23 protein-coding genes are annotated in these 23,074 nt (G+C 70.6%); 15 read left to right on the top strand and 8 right to left on the bottom strand.

The window, feature by feature from the left end:
• The 3 genes from Q0Q47_RS29595 to Q0Q47_RS29585 all read left to right on the top strand — a co-directional run.
• Positions 1 to 277: LysM peptidoglycan-binding domain-containing protein (locus Q0Q47_RS29595; RefSeq protein WP_293868558.1), on the top strand; the 277-nt coding region annotated here is incomplete at its 5' end.
• A 95-nt stretch (positions 278 to 372) separates the two neighbouring features.
• On the top strand, positions 373 to 2,277 hold the full coding sequence (locus tag Q0Q47_RS29590) for an ABC transporter ATP-binding protein/permease (RefSeq protein ID WP_293868556.1): 1,905 nt from the start codon (positions 373 to 375) through the stop codon (positions 2,275 to 2,277).
• A 142-nt stretch (positions 2,278 to 2,419) separates the two neighbouring features.
• Positions 2,420 to 3,121 carry a phosphatidylserine decarboxylase gene (locus tag Q0Q47_RS29585; RefSeq protein ID WP_293868554.1) on the top strand — a complete coding sequence of 234 codons (702 nt, stop codon included), beginning with the start codon at positions 2,420 to 2,422 and terminating at the stop codon, positions 3,119 to 3,121.
• 306 nt (positions 3,122 to 3,427) lie between these two features.
• On the opposite strand, the gene Q0Q47_RS29580 is transcribed toward Q0Q47_RS29585, so the two are convergent.
• Positions 3,428 to 4,411 (bottom strand): 2-dehydropantoate 2-reductase, encoded by a 984-nt coding sequence (locus tag Q0Q47_RS29580; protein ID WP_293868552.1) that lies wholly within the window; start codon positions 4,409 to 4,411, stop codon positions 3,428 to 3,430.
• A 134-nt stretch (positions 4,412 to 4,545) separates the two neighbouring features.
• On the opposite strand from Q0Q47_RS29580, the gene pssA reads away from it, so the two are divergent.
• Positions 4,546 to 5,394, top strand: a complete 849-nt coding sequence (pssA, locus tag Q0Q47_RS29575) for a CDP-diacylglycerol--serine O-phosphatidyltransferase (RefSeq protein WP_293868550.1) — start codon at positions 4,546 to 4,548, stop codon at positions 5,392 to 5,394.
• Between the two features lie 3 nt (positions 5,395 to 5,397).
• Here the strand turns inward: pssA and Q0Q47_RS29570 are convergent, their stop codons facing one another.
• Positions 5,398 to 5,757: a hypothetical protein gene (locus tag Q0Q47_RS29570; protein WP_293868548.1), complete on the bottom strand. Its 360-nt coding sequence runs from the start codon at positions 5,755 to 5,757 to the stop codon at positions 5,398 to 5,400.
• 271 nt (positions 5,758 to 6,028) lie between these two features.
• Here Q0Q47_RS29570 and Q0Q47_RS29565 point away from each other — a divergent pair, with 271 nt between their 5' ends.
• The 4 genes from Q0Q47_RS29565 to yacG all read left to right on the top strand — a co-directional run bounded on the left by Q0Q47_RS29565 (position 6,029) and on the right by yacG (position 10,040).
• A complete protein-coding gene (locus Q0Q47_RS29565) occupies positions 6,029 to 6,670 on the top strand; it encodes a Maf family nucleotide pyrophosphatase (RefSeq protein ID WP_293868546.1) in 642 nt (213 codons plus the stop codon).
• 386 nt (positions 6,671 to 7,056) lie between these two features.
• Complete coding sequence (cysD, locus tag Q0Q47_RS29560) at positions 7,057 to 7,908, top strand: sulfate adenylyltransferase subunit CysD (RefSeq protein WP_293868560.1); 852 nt, start codon at positions 7,057 to 7,059, stop codon at positions 7,906 to 7,908.
• Positions 7,908 to 9,806 carry a sulfate adenylyltransferase subunit CysN gene (gene cysN, locus Q0Q47_RS29555; protein ID WP_293868544.1) on the top strand — a complete coding sequence of 633 codons (1,899 nt, stop codon included), beginning with the start codon at positions 7,908 to 7,910 and terminating at the stop codon, positions 9,804 to 9,806. Before cysD ends, cysN begins: the two co-directional genes overlap by 1 nt.
• Before the next feature lie 27 nt (positions 9,807 to 9,833).
• Positions 9,834 to 10,040 carry a DNA gyrase inhibitor YacG gene (gene yacG / locus Q0Q47_RS29550; protein ID WP_293868542.1) on the top strand — a complete coding sequence of 69 codons (207 nt, stop codon included), beginning with the start codon at positions 9,834 to 9,836 and terminating at the stop codon, positions 10,038 to 10,040.
• Positions 10,041 to 10,555: 515 nt separating this feature from the next.
• Here yacG and Q0Q47_RS29545 read toward each other — a convergent pair.
• Positions 10,556 to 11,239, bottom strand: a complete 684-nt coding sequence (locus tag Q0Q47_RS29545) for a gamma-glutamylcyclotransferase (protein WP_293868540.1) — start codon at positions 11,237 to 11,239, stop codon at positions 10,556 to 10,558.
• A gap of 145 nt (positions 11,240 to 11,384) precedes the next feature.
• Between Q0Q47_RS29545 and Q0Q47_RS29540 the strand changes: the two genes are divergently transcribed.
• The 4 genes from Q0Q47_RS29540 (at position 11,385) to Q0Q47_RS29525 (ending at position 14,603) form a co-directional block, all read left to right on the top strand.
• Positions 11,385 to 12,596: an O-antigen ligase family protein gene (locus tag Q0Q47_RS29540; RefSeq protein ID WP_293868538.1), complete on the top strand. Its 1,212-nt coding sequence runs from the start codon at positions 11,385 to 11,387 to the stop codon at positions 12,594 to 12,596.
• 158 nt (positions 12,597 to 12,754) lie between these two features.
• Positions 12,755 to 12,910 (top strand): hypothetical protein, encoded by a 156-nt coding sequence (locus tag Q0Q47_RS29535; RefSeq protein ID WP_293868536.1) that lies wholly within the window; start codon positions 12,755 to 12,757, stop codon positions 12,908 to 12,910.
• The gene (locus Q0Q47_RS29530; protein WP_293868534.1) at positions 12,907 to 13,698 is read left to right on the top strand and encodes a 6-phosphogluconolactonase; all 792 of its coding nucleotides are present in this window, start codon (positions 12,907 to 12,909) and stop codon (positions 13,696 to 13,698) included. Before Q0Q47_RS29535 ends, Q0Q47_RS29530 begins: the two co-directional genes overlap by 4 nt.
• Positions 13,695 to 14,603, top strand: coding sequence for an ROK family protein (locus tag Q0Q47_RS29525; protein WP_293868532.1), 909 nt, complete (start codon positions 13,695 to 13,697; stop codon positions 14,601 to 14,603). The genes Q0Q47_RS29530 and Q0Q47_RS29525 overlap by 4 nt, the downstream gene beginning before the upstream one ends.
• Positions 14,604 to 14,612: 9 nt before the next feature.
• Here Q0Q47_RS29525 and Q0Q47_RS29520 read toward each other — a convergent pair whose 3' ends face one another.
• The 5 genes from Q0Q47_RS29520 to Q0Q47_RS29500 form a co-directional block, all read right to left on the bottom strand.
• Positions 14,613 to 15,443: an aldo/keto reductase gene (locus Q0Q47_RS29520; RefSeq protein WP_293868530.1), complete on the bottom strand. Its 831-nt coding sequence runs from the start codon at positions 15,441 to 15,443 to the stop codon at positions 14,613 to 14,615.
• 100 nt (positions 15,444 to 15,543) lie between these two features.
• Positions 15,544 to 16,011, bottom strand: coding sequence for a hypothetical protein (locus Q0Q47_RS29515; protein ID WP_293868528.1), 468 nt, complete (start codon positions 16,009 to 16,011; stop codon positions 15,544 to 15,546).
• 10 nt (positions 16,012 to 16,021) lie between these two features.
• On the bottom strand, positions 16,022 to 16,801 hold the full coding sequence (locus Q0Q47_RS29510; protein WP_293868526.1) for a zinc ribbon domain-containing protein: 780 nt from the start codon (positions 16,799 to 16,801) through the stop codon (positions 16,022 to 16,024).
• Positions 16,798 to 18,366, bottom strand: a complete 1,569-nt coding sequence (locus tag Q0Q47_RS29505) for a caspase family protein (RefSeq protein ID WP_293868524.1) — start codon at positions 18,364 to 18,366, stop codon at positions 16,798 to 16,800. The genes Q0Q47_RS29510 and Q0Q47_RS29505 overlap by 4 nt, the downstream gene beginning before the upstream one ends.
• Positions 18,367 to 18,435: 69 nt before the next feature.
• Positions 18,436 to 18,918 (bottom strand): Lrp/AsnC family transcriptional regulator, encoded by a 483-nt coding sequence (locus tag Q0Q47_RS29500; RefSeq protein ID WP_293868522.1) that lies wholly within the window; start codon positions 18,916 to 18,918, stop codon positions 18,436 to 18,438.
• A 108-nt stretch (positions 18,919 to 19,026) separates the two neighbouring features.
• Between Q0Q47_RS29500 and Q0Q47_RS29495 the strand changes: the two genes are divergently transcribed.
• The 3 genes from Q0Q47_RS29495 (at position 19,027) to Q0Q47_RS29485 (ending at position 22,742) form a co-directional block, all read left to right on the top strand.
• The gene (locus tag Q0Q47_RS29495; RefSeq protein ID WP_293868520.1) at positions 19,027 to 20,214 is read left to right on the top strand and encodes a diaminopropionate ammonia-lyase; all 1,188 of its coding nucleotides are present in this window, start codon (positions 19,027 to 19,029) and stop codon (positions 20,212 to 20,214) included.
• Positions 20,211 to 21,482, top strand: coding sequence for a Zn-dependent hydrolase (locus Q0Q47_RS29490; RefSeq protein WP_293868518.1), 1,272 nt, complete (start codon positions 20,211 to 20,213; stop codon positions 21,480 to 21,482). Before Q0Q47_RS29495 ends, Q0Q47_RS29490 begins: the two co-directional genes overlap by 4 nt.
• Before the next feature lie 120 nt (positions 21,483 to 21,602).
• A complete protein-coding gene (locus tag Q0Q47_RS29485; protein ID WP_293868516.1) occupies positions 21,603 to 22,742 on the top strand; it encodes an amidohydrolase in 1,140 nt (379 codons plus the stop codon).
• The last annotated feature ends 332 nt before the right edge of the window (positions 22,743 to 23,074 follow it).

Below are 23,074 nucleotides of genomic sequence, written 5' to 3'. Positions count from 1 at the left end.
GCCTGCTCTCGCGGGATCGACCCCGCCGGGCACGGCCCCGCAGGCGACCGTGGCGTCCTCGACGCCGCCCACCCTCGTGCAGGGGGCGGACGCGCTGGTGCCGGAGATCCGCAGTACCATGGTGTCGCGCGGCGACAGCCTGTGGCGCATCAGCCGGCGCGTCTACGGCAAGGGTGTCCGCTACACGGTCATCTACGAGGCGAACCAGCAGCAGATCCGCGATCCCCGGCGGATCTATCCGGGCCAGATGTTCGTCCTGCCCGCCGAAAAGCCCTGAGCCTGCCCCGCGGGGTCGTGATGTCAGCCGTGCCCGGGGCGTGATGCATTGCAGGGCGCCAAAGCCTATATAGGCGGCAGAAACGGTTCGGTGCCATGAACTATATGTCGTCTCCGCCTTCCGCGCCGCAGAAGGCCCCCCGCGTCAGCGCGGACAAGGGGCGCCTCGCCGCGACCTACAAGAGCCTGTGGCCCTATCTGTGGCCGCAAGACCGGGCGGACCTGCGCAACCGCATCGTCTTCGCGACCGGGCTGCTGCTCGTCGCCAAGCTCGTGACCATCGCCGTTCCCTTCACCTTCAAATGGGTGACGGACGCGCTCGTGCCGGCTGACCGACACAACGTGCCCTTCGAGGCGCTGGCTGCGCTGCCCCTCGTGCTCGTCCTCATCTACGGCGTCGCCCGCGCCGTCATGGCGCTCCTGACGCAGTGGCGCGACGCCATGTTCGCGGCCGTCGCCATGAATGCCGTGCGTCGCCTCGCCTACGAGGTGTTCGAGCACATGCACCGCCTGTCGCTCCGGTTTCACCTGGAGAAAAAGACCGGCGGCCTGACGCGCGTGCTGGAACGCGGCCGCGACGGCATCGAGACCATCGTGCGCATGACCATGCTCACGGGTGCACCGACCGTGGTCGAGTTCGTGATGATCCTGGGCGTGCTGCTGTGGCAGTTCGACTGGCGCTACGCGGCCGTCACCGTGATCATGATCGTCGCCTACATGGCCTACACGACCCTGGCCACGAACTGGCGCATCGGCATCCGCCGCAAGATGAACGAGAGCGACACCGACGCCAACACCAAGGCCGTCGACAGCCTGCTCAATTACGAGACGGTGAAGTATTTCGGCGCCGAGAGCCGCGAGGCCGAGCGCTACGACCGGTCCATGGAGCGGTTCGAGAGCGCCAGTGTGCGGGCCTACGTGTCGCTGGCCATCCTGAACGCCGGCCAGGCGCTCATCTTCACGGCCGGCCTGACGATCTGCATGATGATGGTGATCCCCGGGATCCAGGCCGGCACGCAGACGGTCGGCGACCTCATCATGATCAACGCCATGCTGATCCAGCTGTATCAGCCGTTGAACTTCATGGGCATGGTCTACCGCGAGATCAAGCAGGCGGTGACCGACATCGAGCAGCTCTTCGGGATTCTCGACCGCGAGCCCGAGATCGCCGACAAGCCCGGCGCGCCGGCGCTCACGGTGAGCGCGGGGGCGGTGCGCTTCGACAACGTGCAGTTTCACTACGTGCCCGAGCGCCCGATCCTGCGCGGCGTCTCCTTCGAGGTCCCGGCCGGCAAGACGGTCGCCATCGTCGGCCCGTCGGGCGCGGGCAAGTCGACGATTTCGCGGCTGCTCTTCCGCTTCTACGAGCCGCAGCAGGGCCGCATCCTCATCGACGGGCAGGACATCGCCGGGGTGACGCAGGTGTCGCTGCGCGCCGCCATCGGCATGGTCCCGCAGGACACGGTGCTGTTCAACGACACCATCGGCTACAACATCCGCTACGGCCGCTGGGAGGCCAGCGACGCCGAGGTCGAGCACGCGGCCTCGCTCGCGCAGATCGACGGCTTCGTGCGGTCGCTGCCCGAGGGCTACGCGACCAGCGTCGGCGAACGCGGCCTGAAGCTCTCGGGTGGCGAGAAGCAGCGCGTCGCCATCGCGCGGACGATCCTCAAGGGGCCGCCGATCCTGATCCTCGACGAAGCCACGTCGGCTCTCGACAGCTTCACCGAGAAGGACATCCAGGACGCGCTCGTGCGCGTGTCGGAAGGCCGCACCACGCTCGTCATCGCCCATCGCCTGTCGACCGTGATCAACGCCGACGAGATCCTGGTCCTCGACCACGGCACCATCGTGGAGCGCGGCACCCACGGCGAACTCCTGGCGAAGAACGGCGTCTACGCCGCGCTGTGGAACCGCCAGCGCGAGGCCGACGAGGCCATGCAGACCCTGCAGCGCGCACGGGCCGAAGAGGGCGCGGAGGCTGAGGCCGAGCCGGCTTAATTCCACACCCGCGCCACGCGTCCTTCGACGCGCCCGCTGCGCGGGCCGTCCGAAACACCGTGGTGCTGCCGGAACCCCGCCCCTTGACCCGCCGCCCCCCGGCGTGACAACGCTCTGCCGCATGTTGAGAGAACTCGTTCCCATGTCGCTCGTCGCCTCGATCCGCCGCCAGTTCGTGCCCATCCATCGGGAGGGCTGGCCGTTCGTCGGCGGCTTTGCCGTCGTGGCGCTGATGCTGGGCTATGCCTGGTCGCCGCTGGGCTGGATCGGGTGGATCCTGACCGCCTGGTGCGCCTACTTCTTCCGCGACCCGCCGCGCACGGTGCCCGTGCGCGAGGGGCTGGTCATCTCCCCGGCCGACGGGCGGATCTCGATGATCGTGTCCTGCGTGCCGCCGCCGGAGCTGGAACTCTCCGACACGCCGCTGACGCGCGTGTCGGTGTTCATGAACGTGTTCGACTGCCACGTGAACCGCGCGCCGGTCGCCGGCCGCGTCGTCACGCTGGCCTATCGGCCGGGCCTCTTCCTCAATGCCGAACTCGACAAGGCCAGCGACGACAACGAGCGCAACGGCCTGGTCATCGAGACGATCGGCGGTGCCCGCTACGGCGTCGTGCAGATCGCCGGGTTGGTGGCGCGCCGCATCGTGCCGTTCATCGCGCGGGGCGACAGCCTGGACGTCGGCGAGCGCTTCGGCCTCATCCGCTTCGGATCGCGCGTCGACGTGTATCTGCCCGAGGGCGTCCAGCCCCTGGTCGGCGTCGGCCAGAAGATGATCGCGGGCGAAACCGTCCTCGCCGACGCCCGCGCGGCCGATCCGGCCCGCTCCTACCGGACGTATTGAGGGCCGGGCTCAGTCGCCCACCACCGATCTCCCTCATCCTGAGCCGGCCGCAACGCGAGCCGCTCGCCGTTTGTGGATCGTCCGTCTGGGGACTGGCAGTCCAGTCCAAACAGACCTCTCAGCCGTCATCCCCGGGCTTGGCCCGGGGACCCACGACTTTGCCTGCGCCATTCTCAAGTCGTGGGTGGCCGGGCCAGGCCCGGCCATGACGCGGAGAGAGTGACGCAAGCTGGACTGCCCAAGCTTCAAAAGCGCTCCGGACTAGGCCGTTGGTGGCGCCCTCGCAGAGGCGTCCGCGGCCGCGTCTCACCCCCCACGCGTCTCGCGGATGGACAGGTCGAGGCAGCGCAGCAGGGCGACCGTCGTGTCGATCGCCGGGGTGGGGATGCCCTTGTCGTCCCCGAAGGCCTGGATCTGGCCGAGGATCGCCTCGGCCTCGAGGGGCCGGCCGAGTTCGGCGTCCTGCAGCATGGACGAGCGCCCGCTGACCCGCCCTTCGGGCTTGAGGAGTTCGTCCGGATCGATCTCGTCGCGCAGGTCGAAGCCATGCGCCAGGGCGACGTCGAGCATCTCGACCATGATGGCGCGCGCCACCGCGACGATCCCCGTCTCGGCGTGATTGGTCCAGGTCGGCAGGCGGGTGAGCGCGCTGATCGGGTTGCCGCAGATGTTGCGCGACAGCTTGCGCAGCACCTCGTGCCGGATGTCGGTGATGGCGGCCGCGTTCATGCCGGCGTCGGTGAGGAGCCGGCTGACCCGGCCCACGCGCTCGGAGAGGACGCCCGAGGGTTCCCCCACCGGCCATTTGTTGCTGCCCCTGTGCTGCACCACGCCCGGGCCCTTGAGCTCGTTGCCCGAATAGATGACGCCGCCCAGCACGCGGTCGGGCCCCACCGCGTTCCACAGCGCCGCGCCCGGATCCACGAGGGGGAGGGGACCCGGGGTCGCCGTCCCGGCTTTCCACCACCACGGAATGCCGTTCGCGTAGAACACCAGGATGCCGTTCGGACCGGCCAACCGGTCCAGCGCGCCCGCCGCCTGGGGCGTGGCGTTGGCCTTCAGCGTGACGAAGACGATGTCCTGGGGCGGGAGGCTGGCGGGATCGTCGGTGGCCGCCACGGGCCTGCCACCCAGCCGCTCGGCGCCGCTCTCGAGCCACAGTCCCGATCCGCGGATGGCCTCCAGATGGGCGCCCCGCGCCACGACCGACACCTCGGCGTCACCCTTGGCGATCAGCCGGGCCGCCATGTGGCCGCCGACGGCGCCGGCCCCGTAGACGCAAATCTTCATTCATCCGCTCCTGCCATTGTGCAGCGCGGGGATGCTATCAACACGCGCGTCTGCTGTCGCAGGCGCCACGCGGGCGGCTCGCTTGTGAGGGAAGCATGGCGCGCCTATGCTCCGCCGCGTTTCAGGGATACCCGATGACGGACCTCTTTCCGCCGTTCCAGCCTGGTGACGAACCGCGTCGCCGCCGCTTCAAGCCGGTGCCGATCCGCGTTCTCCTGCCGAATCTGGTGACGCTGCTGTCGCTGTGCGCCGGCCTCACCGCCATGCGGCTGGCCATCGAGGGCGACGACAAGCTCGACAAGGCCGTCTACGCCATCCTGATCGCCGCCGTGCTCGACGGGCTCGACGGCCGGCTCGCGCGGCTGCTCAAGGGAACCTCGCGCTTCGGCGCCGAACTCGATTCGCTGGCCGATTTCGTGAGCTTCGGCGTCGCGCCGGCCTTCATCCTCTACACCTACGGGCTGAAGGACATCGCGTCGTTCGGCTGGGTCGTGGCGCTGCTCTTCGCCATGGCGTGCGCCCTGCGCCTGGCGCGGTTCAACGTCATGATCGACGATCCGAACCGGCCGGAATGGAAGAAGAACTTCTTCGTGGGCATCCCCGCGCCCGCCGGCGCGCTCGCCGCCCTGCTGCCGGTCTACCTGCACCTGCTGGGCCTTGCCCGCCCGCCGGGCTTCGCCTTCGTCGAGGCCTGCTACGCGCTGTTCGTCGCGCTGATGATGGTCAGCCAGATTCCGACCTATGCCGGCAAGACGCTCGGCGCGCGCGTGCCGCGCGAATGGGTCGTGCCGATGCTGCTGGTGCTGGCGCTGTTCATCTTCATGATCGTCGTGCACACCTTCATCATGCTGACGGTGCTGACGATCGTGTACCTGGCGCTGATCCCGCTCGGGGTGTCCCGCTACCGGGCGCGCGAGCGGGCCGACCGGCACTTACCGCCGCCGGCTCCGGCCGAGTCCGCCGCGGCGGAGCCGAGCCTCTGACGGTCAGCGCCTGACGAGACGCCGCGCGTTCGCCCGAACGCGCTTGCGGACAGGAAGCGCCGCGGCGCTTGCAACGTCGGCCAACCCATGGGCGAGCGCCGTGGGGCCGCGCACGCCGCCCACCGCCATCCTGGTCCACAGGGTCATCATGGCCATGGAGGCCGCGACGTTGCTCTCGATCGTGGCCTCGACTTTCTCGAAGACCATGCGCTGCGCCTCGGCCGCATCCGATGCGGTCCTGGCACCGGAGTAGAGGAGCGGGGCGCGCGCGGCGATCGTCACGCCGGCAGCCATCGACATCTCCAGGGTCTGGAGGGACAGCTGCGCGACACGCAGGGACAGGCGCTGGAAGGCGAGGGACATCGGGGCGACCATGGAACGTGACAGCTGTCACGTCAACGTGGCTGGACGATGTTTGATCCTGCGCTTGAAAAGTTAAGGATCGGCTGGGGTCTTGCCGGACCCGTCCCGGGGGATGACGCGAGCGTTTTCCGCCAGTCGCGTGGCTGGAGCGAAAAGCCGGGTTTCCCCTTTTCGCCGCATGCTCTAGGGTCCGCCGCGCCGGGGCGGGGCCGTCACGGCGCCCGATTCCCGGGCATGAACCGGCCGCCGCCCCGCTGCATGCGGAGGGCGCGTGGCTGGGGAACAGAAAGACTGGCGTGCGAAACTGGTGCTGGCCTCGGCCTCGCCCCGCCGCCTCGCCCTGCTGCAGCAGATCGGCATCGAGCCCGATGCCCTTCTGCCGAGCGATCTCGACGAAAGCCCCCTGAAGAGCGAGCGGCCCAAGGCGTTGGCGAAGCGCCTGGCCCGCGACAAGGCCGAGCGGGCGCTCGCCGTGGTGAAGACCCGTCCGGAACTCGCCGGGGCCTACATCGTCGCGGCCGACACGGTGGTGGCCCGCGGCAACCGCATCCTGCCCAAGCCCGAGCACGTGGACGAGGCGGCGCTGTGCCTGCGACTGCTGTCGGGGCGGGGACACAAGGTCTTCACCGGCATCGCCGTAGTGACGCCGCGCGGGGCGATCCGCGAACGCCTCGTCGAGACGCGCGTCACCTTCAAGCATCTCTCCCGGCAGGAGATCGAATCCTATCTCGCCACGGGCGAGTGGCGCGGCAAGGCCGGCGGCTACGCGATCCAGGGGCGTGCGGGCATGTTCGTCACCAAGCTCGTCGGCTCCTATTCCTCCGTCGTGGGCCTGCCGCTCCAGGAGACGGGCGCCTTGCTCATTGGCGAGGGCTACCCCTTGCACCTGGCCTGGCTCAACGCGCTCGGCTGAGCGCGCCTGAAGCCGCATCGCGGGCGCCATAGCGGTTCACCCGGCGCGGTGGCATCCCCGCCTGCGCGGTCGCGCCCGGGCTTGGTCCTGCCAGGAGGCGGTGAGCAAGGCCGCGCCGGTCCGCGAGACCGAGGCAATCGCTTCACAACACATGCTCTGGCCGCACCGTGCCCGGGTCCATCGCGCGCTGCGCGAGCGACGGCGCGCGAGGCAGGTCGAGCGTGGCCGCACAAACGCTGGACTCCGAATGTGAAATTCTATAAAACACGAAATGAAGCGTGGAACATAAAAAATTACGTCACAATGACGTAATTAGAGCGCGAGGCCATTCCGTGTCCAATCGTCTCTCCCACCTGCGCCGCCTCGAGGCCGAGGCGATCGAGATCATGCGCGAAGTGGCGGCCGAATTCTCCAACCCGGTGATGCTGTACTCCATCGGGAAGGACTCCTCGGTGATGCTCCACCTGGCCATGAAGGCCTTCCATCCCTCCAAGCCGCCGTTCCCGCTGCTGCACGTCGACACGACGTGGAAATTCCGCGAGATGATCGCCTTCCGCGACGAGACCGTCCGCCGGCTGGGTCTCGACCTGATCGTCCACACCAACCGCGACGGCGTCGCCCAGGGCGTGACCCCGTTCACCCACGGGTCGTCCCACTACACCACGGTGATGAAGACGGAGGCCCTGAAGGCCGCGCTGTCGAAGCACGGTTTCGACGTCGCCTTCGGCGGCGCCAGGCGCGACGAGGAGAAAAGCCGCGCCAAGGAGCGCATCTTCTCGTTCCGGACCGAAAACCACGTCTGGGACCCGAAGAACCAGCGTCCTGAACTGTGGAACCTCTACAACACCCGCGTCCGGCGCGGCGAATCGATCCGTGCCTTCCCGCTCTCCAACTGGACCGAGTTGGACATCTGGCAGTACATCCTCGCCGAGCAGATCCCGATCGTTCCGCTCTACTTCGCCGCCGACCGGCCGGTCGTGGAGCGCGACGGCCAGCTCATCATGGTCGACGACGAGCGCCTGCCGCTGCGGGCCGGCGAGACGCCGCACATGAAGCGGGTCCGCTTCCGCACGCTCGGATGCTATCCGCTGACGGCGGCCGTCGAGTCCGACGCCGCGACCCTGCCCGACATCGTCGGCGAGATGCTGGTGGCGCGCACCTCCGAGCGCGCCGGCCGCCTCATCGACCACGACGAGGCGGCCTCGATGGAGAAGAAGAAGCGCGAGGGCTACTTCTGATGCACGGCACCTTGACCGAGGCCGAGGGGTTCCTGGCCTATCTTGCCGAGCACGAACGCAAGAGCCTGCTGCGCTTCATCACCTGCGGGTCCGTGGACGACGGCAAGTCGACCCTGATCGGGCGCCTCCTCTTCGACAGCAAGCTCATCTTCGAGGACCAGCTCGCTTCGCTGGAGAAGGATTCGCGCAAGCACGGGACCGTCGGCGACGACATCGACTTCGCCCTTCTGGTCGACGGGCTGGCGGCCGAACGCGAGCAGGGCATCACGATCGACGTCGCCTACCGCTTCTTCGCCACCGACCGGCGCAAGTTCATCGTCGCCGACACGCCCGGCCACGTGCAGTACACCCGCAACATGGCCACCGGCGCCTCGACCGCCGACGCGGCCGTGATCCTGGTAGACGCGCGCCAGGGCATTCTCACCCAGACCCGCCGCCATTCCTTCATCGTGTCCCTGCTCGGCATCCGCCACGTCGTGCTGGCGGTGAACAAGATCGACCTCGTCGGGTGCGACCGGCAGGTTTTCGAGCGCATCGCCGCCGAGTACCGCGCCTTCGCCGAGGATTTCGGCTTCGAGAGCCTCGTGGCCGTGCCCCTGTCCGCCCGCTTCGGCGACAACGTCATGAGCCGCAGCGACGAGACCCCCTGGTACGAGGGTCCCACCCTGCTGCAGCGCCTCGAGGAGATCGAGGTCTCCGACACCCGGCTCGCCCGTCCGTTCCGCATGGCGGTGCAGTGGGTGAACCGGCCGAACCTGGACTTCCGGGGCTTCTCCGGAACGATCGCCTCCGGCGTCGTCCGTCCCGGCGATCCGGTGGCGGTGGCCCGCTCGGGCAAGACCTCGCGGGTCAAGGCCATCGTCACCCACGACGGCGATCTCGCCGAGGCGGGCGCGGGCGAGGCCGTCACGCTGACCCTCGACGACGAGATCGACATCTCGCGCGGCGACGTCCTGTGCCCGCCGGACCGTCGCCCGGAGGTGTCGGACCAGTTCGCCGCGCACCTCCTGTGGATGGCCGAGGACGCCCTGCTGCCCGGCCGCCCCTATCTCCTGAAGATCGGGACGCGCACCGTGACCGCGCAGGTCACCGAGATCCGCCACCAGGTGGACGTCAACAGCTTCCAGCACCTGGCGGCGAAGACGCTCAACCTCAACGAGGTCGGGGTCGTCAACGTCTCGACCAGCGAGCCCGTCGCCTTCGATGCCTATGCCGAGGACCGCGCGACCGGGGCGTTCATCCTGATCGACCGCGCCACCAACCTCACCGTCGCGGCGGGAATGATCCGCTTCGGCCTGCGCCGGGCCCAGAACGTGCACTGGCAGGCGCTCGCGGTGACGAAGGACGACCGCGCGGCGATCAAGGGCCAGAAGCCCGCCGTGCTCTGGTTCACCGGCCTGTCGGGCGCCGGCAAGTCCACGATCGCCGATCTCGTCGAGCGGCGCCTGCACGCGATGGGCCGCCACACCTATCTCCTCGACGGGGACAACCTGCGCCACGGGCTCACCCGCGACCTGGGCTTCACGGACGCCGACCGCGTCGAGAACATCCGCCGCGTCGGCGAGGCGGCGCGCCTGTTCGTCGATGCCGGCACGATCGTGCTGGTCTCGCTGATCTCGCCCTTCCGGGCGGACCGGCTCGCCGCCCGGCAGCGGATGGGGGAAGGTGAGTTCGTCGAGATCTTCGTCGACACGCCGCTCGCGCTGGCCGAGAGCCGCGATCCCAAGGGTCTCTACAAGCGGGCGCGCGAGGGCAAGATCGCCAACTTCACCGGCATCGACAGCCCCTACGAGGCGCCCGAAGCGCCCGAGATCCGCATCGACACCGGCGCGGTGGACGCAACGCAGGCGGCCGAGCAGGTCGTGGCGTGGCTGGCGGAAAGAGGCTATCTGGGCTGACCATCGCGTCAGTCCGGATCCGCGTGCATGAACGACAACGACAAGACGGCCAAGGCCGCGCCCGAGATCGTGCCCTCCGGCGCGCCTTGCCCGATGTGCGGCAAGCCCGCCGAACTCAAGTATCGTCCCTTCTGCTCCAAGCGCTGCGCCGACCTCGACCTGTCGCGCTGGCTCAACGGCGTCTACGCGATCCCCGCCCGGGAGACCGACCCGGACGACGACGAGGAGACGTGAGCGGTTGACGGATCCTGCGTCTGTCGGCACGCGCCTGGAGTAGGCTGCCCAGAGCTGGTGAATCTTTCGGTGGTCAAGCTAGCACCTCCCTCTCCGCGTCATGCCCGGGCCAAGCCCTTCGACATGCACACAATTGATTCTCGCTGGTAGGGCGCGTTCTCCCTCCCCTGCAGGGGAGGGTGGATCGCGCGAAGCGCGAGACGGGTGGGGACGGTGCGGCAGGCGTTTGTACGACGACAGGACCGGCCCCGACTTGACCGCCTCGTTCTTCGCCGCGGTCCCCACCCGTCAGCCGCTGCGCGGCTGCCACCCTCCCCTGCAGGGGAGGGAGAGCGCCCTCAATCCAGGCCGTGCAGAGATGTGTGAATCCAGAAGGGCCAAGCCCGGGCAGGACGGCGGAGAGGAGGTCGCGCGCAGGAGAAGTCAGATGCAACGCCGCAGCGGAGATTGGTTCACAGGCCCTGAGTAGGCCGCGGAGGCGCTTCTGAAGGATGCAAGGCCTCTCGACCGTGCCGTCACCCGCACGGACCGTGCTCACGCTCGATCTCATCTGCGACGAGAGCCTGAAGGTGCCACAGGTTGCGGTCGCGGATGCCGAGCCTGGCGAGGTGGTCGACCGTGTTGAACAGGTAGTCGGCCCCCGACCCCCAATGGCCGCAGGCCGTTGCCAGGACGCGGGCCGTTTCCTGCGGTGACAGTCCGCTCTGGTAGGCCCAGCCCTTGCGGTTCACGGTGAAGGCGATCGCCCGGACGGGGCCGTCCGGCGTCAGCGCCGTCACCCAGCGGGGCATGTTGGTGGGCGGCTTGTTGCTGGTCTCGCGCCGCAGCAGCGTGTGCAGTTCGGCCTCCGGCTCGACGTCGCGCACGGGAAACACCAGGCCACGGCAGGAGCCGCCCCGGTCGAGCGCCATCATCAGACCGGGCCGATCGGCCGTGCCGCGGTAGCGCACCAGCTTCAGGCAGAAGGACCGGTGCCAGCCGGGCACCACCGCCGGGATCCCGGGGCCGAACTCGACCGCCGGCTTCCACAACAGCGATCCGTAGGCGAACACGTGGAGCGGGCCGGGCGGCTTGCCGGCCATCAGCTCCGCCACGAGCGCCGCGTAGTCCGCATCGTCCATCTGCTGGATGCCGGGCGGCGGCCCCGCATCCGCAACGTCGCGGTGAACGCGGGCGACATGGGCAGCGGTCAGGCGCACGGGAACCTCGCAGCGTCGGGGCACGGTCTCGATCTCACCATCATAGGCCTGCGCGCGGGGCATTCCACCTGACGCTTGCTGGCGTCCCGGAGGCGCGCTACGCAGCACCCGGAGGGCCACGCGCTGGTCCGCAGGAGAGATCTGCATGACCAGCCTCGGACAGGTTCGCGCCACGCCGGCCCGGTCGGACCGCATGGCCCTCGTGGCGTTCACGATCCTGGCCCTCGCGCTTCCGGTCGCGATGATGACCTATCGGTCGCTGCCGTTGCTGATGGCGGTGGCGGCGGCCCTTTTCCTGCTCGCCAGCCGCAGCCAGGGCCACGGAGCCTGGCGCACCGATCGCATCCTCACCGTCGCGACGGCGGCCTTCTTCGCCGTCGCCGCCGTCACGCTCGCCTGGACGCCCGAGAAGCCGGAGGCGGCGGAGGTGCTCGCCGTGCACGTCGGCCTGCCCGTGCTGCTGGGTCTCTGGCTGGCCGGGCAGCCGCGGCCGGCGGTCGGCGGCGCCTGGCTCGTGCTCCTGCCGGCCGGACTGATGCTGGCCGCCGTCATCCTGTTCGTCGAGATGCGGACGGGCCTCGTCCTGCATCGTCTCGCCCGCGCCAATCTCAATCCCAGCAAGATGAACCAGGCGACGGTGGTCGCGGTGCTGTGGCTCTGGCCCGTCGCGCTCATCGCCGCCCGGACCCTCGGGCGCGTGGCCGCCGGCGTGCTGGTCGCCGCGGTCGCGCTCGCGGTCTTCGCCAGCGAGAGCGAGACGGCGAAGCTCGCCCTGATCGTGGGTCTCGCCGCCGGCCTCGTCTTCCTCCTGCGCTGGCGGTGGCTCGTGGCGGCGCTGGCCGTGGCCGTCGCGCTGTTCGTGATGATGCAGCCGTTCTGGCCGACCATCCTCGACAACGTCCTGAGCCAGTCGGCTCTCGATGCTCTGCAGCAGGGACACGCGCGCGAGCGGCTGGTCATCTGGCGCAGTTTCGCCGCGGCCGTCGGCATGAAGCCCATTTTCGGCTTCGGCTTCGACAGTTCGGGCACGATCGGCTTCGGCCCGCTGCTCTCGCTCTTCCCGGAAGCTCTCCGGGTCGGCATTCGCGACAGCCACCCCCACAACATGGCGCTGCAGATCTGGGTCGAGCTGGGGGTCGTCGGCGCGGCCCTGGCAGCCTTCGCGCTCGCCCGCGCCACGCTGCTGATGGGCCGCCACACGCCCTCGGCCCGCGCCGCCGCCGCCGCCTGCATCGGATCGGCGCTGCTGGTCGCCGCCGTCGGCTACGGGGCCTGGCAGGCCTGGTGGGTCACGGCGCTCGCCATGCTCCCCGTGCTGCTGAAACTGGCGGACCCTCAGCCGGACGAAGCCGCGTAGACGCCGCCGATCGCGCCGCGCCCTTGCCGGCGCGGGCCGGGGGACCCCACCGCTCCTCATCGACATGTCCCGCGGCCTTCCGGCGTCGCCGTCCGGCGGATTCTCTTGAACAACGCGACTCCGTGCAAGTAGCTTGGCTGTACGAAGCCGGAGTCGCCATGCTGATCGCCAATGGACGCTGCTCACCGGGCGTCTTCCGTCCCACCGGCAACCGCCTGACGGCGGAGGATGGCCTGAAGGCCCTGCCGGACGCGATCGCGTGGCGCGACGGGGTTGACCTCGCACAAGCCATCGCGGCCGTGGAGCGGTCATGACGAAGGTCATCGTCCACGCGACGGCGCGCGAACTGGGCGAGGCGGTCGCGGCCAGCCTCCTGCCGGGCTTCGCCGACGCCGCGCGCAACGGCAAGTCCTACCTCCTCGGCTGCCCCGGCGGGCGGTCTCCCAAGCCGGTCTACGAGGCTCTCGGCCGTCGGCTCGCCGCCCGGCCGATCGACCTGTCGCGGCTGGTGATCGTGATGATGGACGAGTATCTCGTCGAGCGCGGCGGAAAGCTGGAGGCCTGCCATCCGGGCTCGCACTTCAGCTGCCGCGGTTTCGCGGCCCGCGACATCGCCGGCGAGCTCGATGCCTGCCTGCCGGCAGCCTGGCGGATCCGCCCGGAGAACGTCTGGCTGCCGGACCCCGCCAATCCCGCCGCCTACGACAAGCAGATCGCCGCCGCCGGCGGCATTGACCACTTCCTGCTGGCGTCGGGGGCGAGCGACGGACACGTGGCCTTCAACCCGCCCGGCTCCCCGCGGGACAGCCGCACGCGCGTCATCGCGCTCGCGCAGGAGACCCGGCGCGACAACATGGCGACCTTTCCGGACTTCAGGTCCATCGACGACGTGCCCCACCACGGCGTGAGCGTCGGCATCGAGACCATCGCCGGGCAATCGCGCGCGGCCACCATGCTCCTGCTGGGGGAGAGCAAGCGGGAAGCCTTCGCCCGCGTCACGGCGGCCGGCGACTACCAGCCGGACTGGCCGGCGACGGTCGTGGCCGCCTGCCGCAACGCCACCGTCGTCGCGGACAAGGCCGCTGCCGGGGCCGCGCCTTGAGCGCGCGGGTCGCGCTCGGCATCGACGTCGGCGGGACGAAGGTCGCAGGCGGACTGGTGGAGATCGACACCGGCACGATCCGGCACATGGTCGTGCGTCCGACACCGCTGGCGCAGGGCGGAGCCGCCGTACTCGACTGCGTCGCCGCGGTGGCCGGCGACCTCGCCCGCGAAGCCGCTGCGACAGGTCTGAACTCCGTGGGGCTCGGCGTCGGCGTGCCCGAGCTCGTCGATCTCGCCGGCCGCGTCACGACCGCGTGGAACTTCGACTGGCTGACGCTGGATCCCGCCACGGCGCTGGCGGGCTTCGGCCCGCTGCGCATCGAGAGCGACGTGCGGGCGGGCGCCTATGCCGAAATGCGCTTCGGGCGCGGCAGGGCCTTCTCGAGCTTCGCCTATGTCACCATCGGCTCGGGCATGAGCTACACGCTGTGCGAGGACGGCCGCGTGCGCCGCGGTGCGCGTGGCTACGCCATCCACTTCGCGTCGAACGAGCTCGTCGTGGCGCCGGCCGGCGCGCCCGGGACCGGCCGGTTCCTGCTGGAAGGTTTCGCGTCCGGCTTCGGCATGGCCGACACCCTGCGCCGACGCACCGGACAGGCCCTGGACGCGCGCGCCATCGTGGAGGGACGCGCCGGCCCTGCCGGGGAGAGCCTGCTGGAGGACGCCACGCTGGCGACCGCGAGCTATCTCGGCCAGATCGTCAACATGCTGGATCCGCAGGCCATCGTGCTCGCGGGAGGGCTCGGCACCGCCCCGGCCTATGCCGACCGGGTCCGGGCCCGCGTGGCGGAGTTCGTCTTCGCGCCCGACGCCCGCGACCTGCCGGTCGTCCCCAGTGCGCTCGGCACCCATGCCGGCGTCATCGGCGCCGCCGCCATTCTCGACGAGGACACGTGCCCATGAGCCGGCGCATCACAGCATGTCCAGCGCCGATTTGCGGCGCGGGGGCGGGAAGCCGGCGTCGATGAGGGCCAGGTCCTCGTCGGACAGTATGAGGTCCGCCGCCGCCCGGTTGTCGCGCACATGGGCGAGCGTGGCGGCCTTGGGGATGGCGATGACCTCCGGCCGGCGCAGGGCCCAGGCCAGCGCCACCTGGTAGGCACTCACGCCGTGGCGCCGGCCCACCTCGGCGAGCGCGCCGGTCCTGGGCAGGCGGCCCTGCTCGACGGGGCTGTAGGCCATGGCGGTCATGCCGCGCCGGGCCAGGTCCGGCAGCAGGTCGAACTCGGGGCCGCGACGGGTGACGTTGTAGAGGATCTGGTCGGTCACGCAGGCCGCGCCTCCGGCCTCGACGAGCTCCTCCATGTCGTCGGTGTCGAGGTTGCTGACGCCCCAGCTGCGGATCTTGCCGGCCGCCACCAGCGCCTCCAGGCCCCGCACGGTCTCGGCGAGAGGAATGGAGCCGCGCCAGTGCAGGAGATAGAGGTCCAGCCGGTCGGTCTTCAGCCGGCGCAGGCTCGCCTCGCAGGCCCGCTCGAGCCGGGCGCCGCCGGCATTCTGCGGATAGACCTTGCTGACCAGGAACACCTGGTCGCGCAGCCCTTCGAGGGCCTTGCCTAGGAAGGTTTCCGTCTCGCCGTCGCCATACATCTCCGCGGTGTCGATGAGCGACAGGCCCAGCGCCACGCCCTCGCGGATCGCCGCCGTCTCGGCGCCGGCGCGGGAGGGGACCTCGCCCATACGCCAGGTGCCTTGGCCGAGGGCTGGAACGCGAAGGTCGGGTGCGAGGGTGACGAGGCGCATGGCGGGCTCCTGTGGCGGGCGGCGCGGCGGCGCGGCCCGTGCCGGGTGCCAAGGGGATACCAGGACCGGCGTGCCGTCCAGCGTCAGCCCGGCCGGGCCGTCACTTCGACACGGCATTCACCTTGATGACGAGGCTCGACCGACGGCCCAGCCCATCCGTCGCCTCGATGCGGAAGAGGTGCAGGCCCGGGGGCATGAGGACGGCCGGCACGTTGATCTCCCCCTTGGCGATGAAGGGGCGCACGCGCTGCGTGACGTCGATCGGCCGGCTCCGCAGATAGACGATGCGGATCGCGTCGGGGTCCACCGGCACCTCGTTGCGCGACACGATGCGGATCCGGAAGGGGCCGGGGATGACGTAGTTGGCCTGGCCGTCGCGCGGCGCCACGTCCTCGATCGCCGGCCCGCGCGTGATCCCCTTGTAGCCGGAGGAGACGTCCTCGGGGGCGGGCTCCAGGGCTTCCTGCTCGGTGACGAGCACCACCGGGGCCTGCGCCATCGCGGGAGCCGCGGGAAGCAGCAGACCCAGCGCCAGGACCATGCGGCGCGTCGCGGCCGGAAACGTCATGCCATGCTCCTCAGTCGAACAGCTTGCCCAGGCCCATGACCACCGAGATCAGCCCGGCGGCGAGCGCGAGCGAGGTGGTCAGGAGACCCTCCATCTTCTTGATCCGCTTCTCTGTCGACTTTTCCTCGCCGAAGATCTCGTGGTTGAGAATACGGGCCAGCGAGGCGAGGGCGCCGCTCCTCGTCTGGTCTTCGTCCCAGACCAGGAGGATCACCTGGCGCGCCAGGGCGCCCGCGAAGAAGCCGAGGCCGATGCTGGCGATGTACTGGGCGGTCTCGATGGTCTCGATCCGCCCGCTCGGCAGCACCGGCACGCCGTCGACGCGGGCCACCACGGCCAGCATGCCGGCCACGGCCACGATCGACAGCACGGTCGCGACGAGGGCATCGACCCACAGCCCCGGCCGCGGATCGCGGCGGAACAGGAACCCGAAGACGAAGGGGCCGACCAGCGAGACGATGCGCAGGTTGACCACGCGCAGGTCGAGAACCAGCACGATGAGCGCGTGCGCCGCCAGCAGGAAGGCCACGCACAGGATCGGTGCCGGCCACCAATACGCGCGTCGCGGCGCCGAGGAGACGGACGCCGCCACCAGTGGCGCCTCCTGCGCTGGCGCTCCGGTCTCGCCGCGCAGCGAGCCGAGTTCCTGCTCGAGGCTGGCGACGCGGGCCTTGAGCGTCTCCACCTCGTCCAGGAGCGGCTTGTGCAGGTAGAAGTCGCGTCCGCAGTGCTTGCAGACGATCGCCTCGTCCTGGATGGCCTCGGCGCAATAGGGGCAGGTTCGGGTCACGGCTCGAGGTTCCCCGCCAGTTCGACCGGCACCAGCGGCAGGCGCGCGGCGGACCAGGCGGCGATGCCGCCCCGGTACCAGTGCACGGCGCCGTAGCCGAGGCGGGAGGCCCGCACGCTGGCGTTCCAGGACAGCCAGCAGTCCGGCCCCGTGCAGAAGAACACCACCGGGCGCGCCTTGTCCGGCGCCAGCCGCTCCATGAGGCGCGGGAAGAGGGCATCCGTCGACGGCTCCGCGAGCCCCGCGCCCTTGAGCCACACCGCGCCGGGCAGGCTGCCGCCCTGGGCGTCGCCCGAGCGCACGTCGATCAGCAGCGGCGCAGCCGGGCCCTGCAGCATGGCGACGAGCTGCGGCGTCGTCACCGGCGCGGCGCCGGGGACCGTGACGGGCGTGTTGGCGTGATAGGGCTTGTGCAGGCCCGCCGGCACGGCGACGCCGAAGTTGCGGCGCTCGTCGGCGTAGAAGGAGGCCTGGGCGACCTTGCGCCTGGCCAGGACCTGCCGGGCCTCCGCCGCGGCCTCCTCGCCTGGCGCAGGACGCGCCGTGCCGTTCATGTCGGAGACGCGGCACGGACGCCCCGTGGCCTCGTTGCAGCGCTGGACGGCGCGATCGGCCGCGGATTGCCCGTTCGCGAGCCCGTAGGCATAGCCCCAGCCGCCCGTTCCCGACACCGCGAAGGCCTTCTGGCCGGGCTTGTCGCGGTAGAGCGCCAGCGCGTCCTCCAGCGACCCCGTGGCGGTCCGCGCCGCGGATGGCGGGGGATCGACGACGGCGGGCGGCGCAAGCGGGGGAACCGGGACAGCGGCTGCTGCGGCGCCCGGAGACAGCGCGATCTCGCCGATGAGCGACGAGTGGTCCCAGGGAACCTGCTGGCCGCCCGTGGCCGAGACCACGTCGGCCCGCACCAGCCGCATCAGCTGGGTGACGTCGAGGCCCGGTGTCGGCAGGTGCTTCAGCAGCGCCCTGGCGAAGGGAGAGTTGCGGCCGTCGCCATCGGCCGCGACGGCGCCGGGCGCGGTGGCGAAGCCGACGAGCGTTCCCAGGGCCGCCGACATGGAGCCGAGACCCCGCGCCACCGAGCGATTGCGGAATATCCCGGCGAAGGGGTTGTCGCGGCAGGCATCGAGCAGCACCACCCGCACCTTGGCGCGCGTTTCCATGCCGTCCAGGACCACGCCGAGGTCCAGCGAGCGCAGCGGCACGTCGACGGGGCTTTCCAGCGCCGCGTCGCGCGGGACGAGGTAGTTGCGCTCGCCCATCTGGATGCCGTGGCCGGAGTAGTAGAAGAGCGCGAGATCGGCGTCCGAGAGCCGGTTCAGGAAGCGCGACACCGCGTCCTGCAACCCGCGCTGGTCGGGGTCGACCACCTCCGTGACGTCGAACCCGATGGCGCGCAGGGCCTGGGCCATGTCCCGCGCGTCGTTGGCGCTGTTCTTCAAGGCGGGCACGCGGTCATAGGTCGCCACGCCGACCACGAGGGCGACGCGTCCGGCCGCCCAGGCGACCGGCGGCGCTGCCGCCAACGCCAGGAACAGCACCAGCCCGAATTGCAATGCGTGGCGCATGAGCGGTCGACCAAACTCCTGGTTGAGTTTAGGCAGCGCTGACCTGGCTGTCGATGGACGCAGGGCCGGTCACCCCGCCAGGGGTACCTCCAGGCCCACCTTCACCCGGTCCATGGCCACGAAGGTCCGGAATTTCTTCACGTTGTCGTTGCCGAAGAACATCCGCCGGGTGAAGGCCTCGTAGGCCGCCATGCTCGCCACCACGACCACCAGGACGAAGTCCGCCTCGCCGGTGACGTAGTAGCACTGCTGCACCTCCGGAGCCGTGGCGAAGGATTGCTTGGCGGCATCGATGAGATCGGCCGTTTCGCTGATCACCTCCACCTCGACGAAGAGCGTGATGGGATGGCCGACCGAGGCAGGGTTCACCACCGCCACGTTGGCGGCGATGACACCCGCCGCCTCCATGCGCCGGATCCGGCGCTGGACCGCGGGGGCCGACAGGTTCACCCGCTCGCCGATGACCCGCTGGGGCGTGGTGTTGTCGCGCTGCAGGATGGCGAGGATGCCGAGGTCGAAGGCATCGAGCACGAGGGAGGCAGGCTTGCTCATCGGCCGGTCCGCACGAAAAAAACTTGCGCCAGAGGTGGCGAGATAGAGCGCTTCTCTCGGGTGCCGTGCAATATCCTTGTGCCGTTCCCCTTCGAGAGACGGACGGCCATGCTTCTCCTCAACCGGCATCCAGACCACGGTGGCCCTCTCGCGCCGACGGACGCGCAGACCCTCGGCGTCGCCGCGGCGCAGGAGGTGGAGCGCTTCCTGGCGGCGCGCGGCAGCAGCGCGCCGACGCCGCTGCATGCCTTGCCGGCCCTGGCCGCCGGCCTGCGTCTCGCGGCCGTGCACGTGAAGGACGAAGGCTTCCGTCTCGGCCTCGGCAGCTTCAAGGCGCTGGGCGGCGCCTACGCCGTGATCCGGCTGGTGCTGGAGGAGGCCGGGCGGGCTCTGGGGCGCAGCGTCGATCTCGCCGAACTCGGCTCGCCGGAGGTGCGCGGGGTGGCCGCCGGCATGACCTTCGCCTGCGCGACCGACGGCAACCACGGCCGCTCCGTGGCCCAGGGCGCGCAGTTCGTCGGCGCCGCCGCGGCCATCTTCGTCCATGGCGGGGTGAGCGAGGAGCGCATCGCCGCCATCGCCCGCTACGGCGCCCGCATGATCCGCGTGTCCGGCACCTACGACGACTCGGTCGACGAGGCGGCGCGGGTGGCGCAGGCCAACGGCTGGACGGTCGTCTCCGACACCTCCTGGCCGGGCTACGAGCGCATCCCCGGCCTCGTGATGCAGGGCTACACGGCCATGCTGCGCGAGGCGCTGGCCGCCATGCCGGAGCCGCCGACCCACGTTTTCGTGCAGGCCGGCGTCGGCGGCGTCGCGGCCGCGCTCGCCGGGCACCTCGCGATCCTGTTCGGCGACCGGCGCCCCACCTTCGTGGTGGTGGAGCCGGCCCGCGCGGCCTGCATCTTCGAGACGGCGAAGGCGGGGCAGGTGGTGAAGATCGCCCATGGTGAGCCCACCGTGATGGCCATGCTCGAATGCTACGTGCCCTCGCTCGTCGCCTGGCGGGTGCTGTCGCGGGTGGCCGACGCGTTCATGACGGTCGATGAGGACGAAGCCGTGGCGGTGATGAACCGGCTCGCCCGGCCCGCCGCCGGCGATCCCGCGGTGGTGGCCGGAGAGAGCGGCGGCGCGGGCCTGGCGGGCGTCATCCAGGCCGCGCAGGATCCGGCGATGCGCGAGGCGCTCGGGCTGGGCGCAGGCTCGCGCGTGCTGGCCTTCGTGACGGAGGGCGCGACCGATCCGGGACGCTATGCCGAGCTCGTCGGCCTGGCCCCCGAGGCGGTGGTCGCGTGAGCGCCCCGCGCCTCGACGGCGAGCGCCTGCTCGCCCGGCTGAAGGAGCTGGGCGCCATCGGTCGCGGCGCCGACGGACGGCTCGTCCGGCTGGCGGCATCGGACGCCGACAAGACCGGCCGGGACGCCCTCGTGGGCTGGATCGAGGCCGCGGGGCTGGAGGTCGCGGTCGACCGCATCGGCAACGTCTTCGGGATCTGGCGGGCCGGCGCGAACCCGCAGGCCGATCCCGTGCTGCTGGGCTCGCACATCGACACGGTGATCGACGCCGGGATCTACGACGGCTGCACCGGCGTGCTGGCGGGCCTCGGCGTCATCGAGGCGCTGAAGGAGGCGGGTGTCGTGCCGGCACGGCCGATCGCCGTCGCCGCCTTCACCAACGAGGAGGGCGTGCGCTACGCCCCGGACATGCTGGGATCGCTGGTCAATGCCGGCGGACTGCAGGTGGACGAGGCGCTGGCCGTCATCGGCACGGACGGCACGGTGCTCGGCGAGGAGCTCGCGCGCATCGGCTATGCCGGCCCCCACGAACCGGGTTTCCTGCGCCCGCACGCCTATGTGGAACTGCATGTCGAGCAGGGGCCCGTGCTGGAGCGCGAGGGCCTGCGCCTCGGCGCCGTCGAAAACCTGCAGGGCATCTCCTGGCAGCGCGTGACGATCGTCGGCGAGGCCAACCACGCCGGCACCACGCCCATGGGCCTGCGCCGCGATGCCGGCGCCGCCGCCGCCCGCGTCATCGGCTTCCTGCGCGACCGGGCGCGCGCTTCCAACACGCCCACCGTGGCCACGGTCGGCAGCATCGCCTTCGAGCCCAACGCCATCAACGTCATCCCGTCCAAGGCCGTCTTCACCGTCGACCTGCGCGACCCGGACGAGGCGCGCCTTCAGGCCGAGGAGGCCGCGCTCGTCGTCTATCTCCGCGAGATCGCCACGAGCGAGCAGGTCGAGGTCTCCGTCGAGCGCCTCGCCCGCTTCGAGCCGGTGCGCTTCGACCCTCGCCTCGTCGCCCTCATCGAGGACGCCGCCCGCCGCCACGGCCTGCCCTGGCGCCGCATGACTTCCGGCGCCGGGCACGACGCCCAGATGATGGCCCGCATCGCGCCCTCCGCCATGATCTTCGTCCCCAGCCGCGGCGGCATCAGCCACAACCCGCGGGAGTTCACCGCGGACGCGGACGTGGTGGCGGGGGCGCAGGTGCTGCTGGACGTGGCGATGGCGTTGGCTACCCCCCATTCCCCTCATCCTGAGCCACGGCCCGCAGGGCCGTGAGTCGAAGGACGCAGAATGGGTGGTGCGTGGACATCCTGCGTCCTTCGACTCGGCCGCTGCGCCGCCGGCTCAGGATGAGGCGATTGAGAGGGCCGGGACATGACGGAAGGGGCTTGGACCATGACACTCGAAAGCGACATGACCGCCTGGCGGCGTGACCTCCACGCCCATCCCGAGTTCGGCTTCGAGGAGCGGCGCACCAGCGCCTTCGTCGCGGCGAAGCTGCGCGAGTTCGGCCTTGAGGTTGCCGAGGGGATCGGCGGCACCGGCGTCGTCGGCACGCTCCGGCGCGGCACCGGCAACCGCGCCATCGCGCTCAGGGCCGACATGGATGCCCTTCGCATTCCCGAGCAGACGGCGCTGGGCTATGCCTCCACCAACCCCGGCATCATGCACGCCTGCGGCCATGACGGTCACACGGCCATGCTGCTCGGCGCCGCGCGGATGCTGGCGGAGGAGGGCGGCTTCGACGGCACGGTGCGCTTCGTCTTCCAGCCGGCGGAGGAATGGGGCCGCGGCGCGCTGGCCATGCTGGCCGACGGGCTGATGGAGCGCTTCCCCTTCGAGGAGATCTACGGCCTGCACAACGATCCCGGCCTGCCCATCGGCCACGTGCGCACCAAGGCCGGGCCGATCATGTCGGCCGAGGACAATTTCGAGATCGTGCTGAAGGGCGTCGGCGGCCATGCCGCCCGCCCGCAGGCCGGCAACGAAGTGCTGGTGGCCGCCTGCGCCACGGTGATGAACCTGCAGACCATCGTCGCCCGCCGTCTGGCCCCCACCGACATCGGCGTGGTCTCGGTGACCGAGCTCCTCACCGACGGCACCCGCAACGCCTTGCCCGGCCTCGCCCGCATCTTGGGCGACGCGCGGAGCTTCCGCCCGCAGGTCAGCGCCGAGATCGAGAAACAGATGCGCATCATCGCCGCCGGCACCGCGCAGACCTATAACGTCACCGCCGAGGTCACCTACACCCGCGAATTCGTGCCGCTGGTGAACGACGCCACCTTGGCCGAGGAGGCGCTGGCCGCCGCGCGCACCATCGCCGACCCCGCCCATGTGGGTCTCGCCGCCGAGCCCCTCACCGGCTCGGAAGACTTCGCCCGCTTCCTCGACCACGTGCCGGGCTGCTTCCTCTTCACCGGCAACGGCAACTCCTCCCCGCTGCACAACCCCACCTACGACTTCAACGACGAGGGCCTGATACACGGCGCAAGACTGCACGCGGCCATCGTGCGCCGGCGGTTGCCGGTGGGGTGAGGCTCTTCCGCTCTTGCCCCTCCACCTCCCGGCTGTCCTGCCTGGGCTCCGGCCCGGGCAGGACAGTGGAGAGACTATAAGCCGTTGCAACTGCAAGCGGACTACGCGAAAGCCTTGGAGGCATTCCCCCTTGGGCCGCACCCCCTCCACCGTCCTGCCCGGGCTCCGGCCCGGGCATCCACGACTTGGGATCTCACCGTGCGCCCAAGCCCGCGGTAGGCCGCAAAGATCCAGAACAACGGGCCTTCTCCTATCCGTCGCAAGTCGTGGATGCCCGGGCCGAGCCCGGGCAGGACGGCGGAGAGATTGTAGGTCCCTGCCAACTGCAGGCG

It is taken from the genome of uncultured Alsobacter sp. (assembly GCF_945952055.1).
In the GTDB taxonomy this organism is placed as follows: domain Bacteria; phylum Pseudomonadota; class Alphaproteobacteria; order Rhizobiales; family Beijerinckiaceae; genus Alsobacter.
Note: the sequence above shows the minus strand (reverse complement) of the source record. Positions and strands in the feature narration are given on the sequence as shown.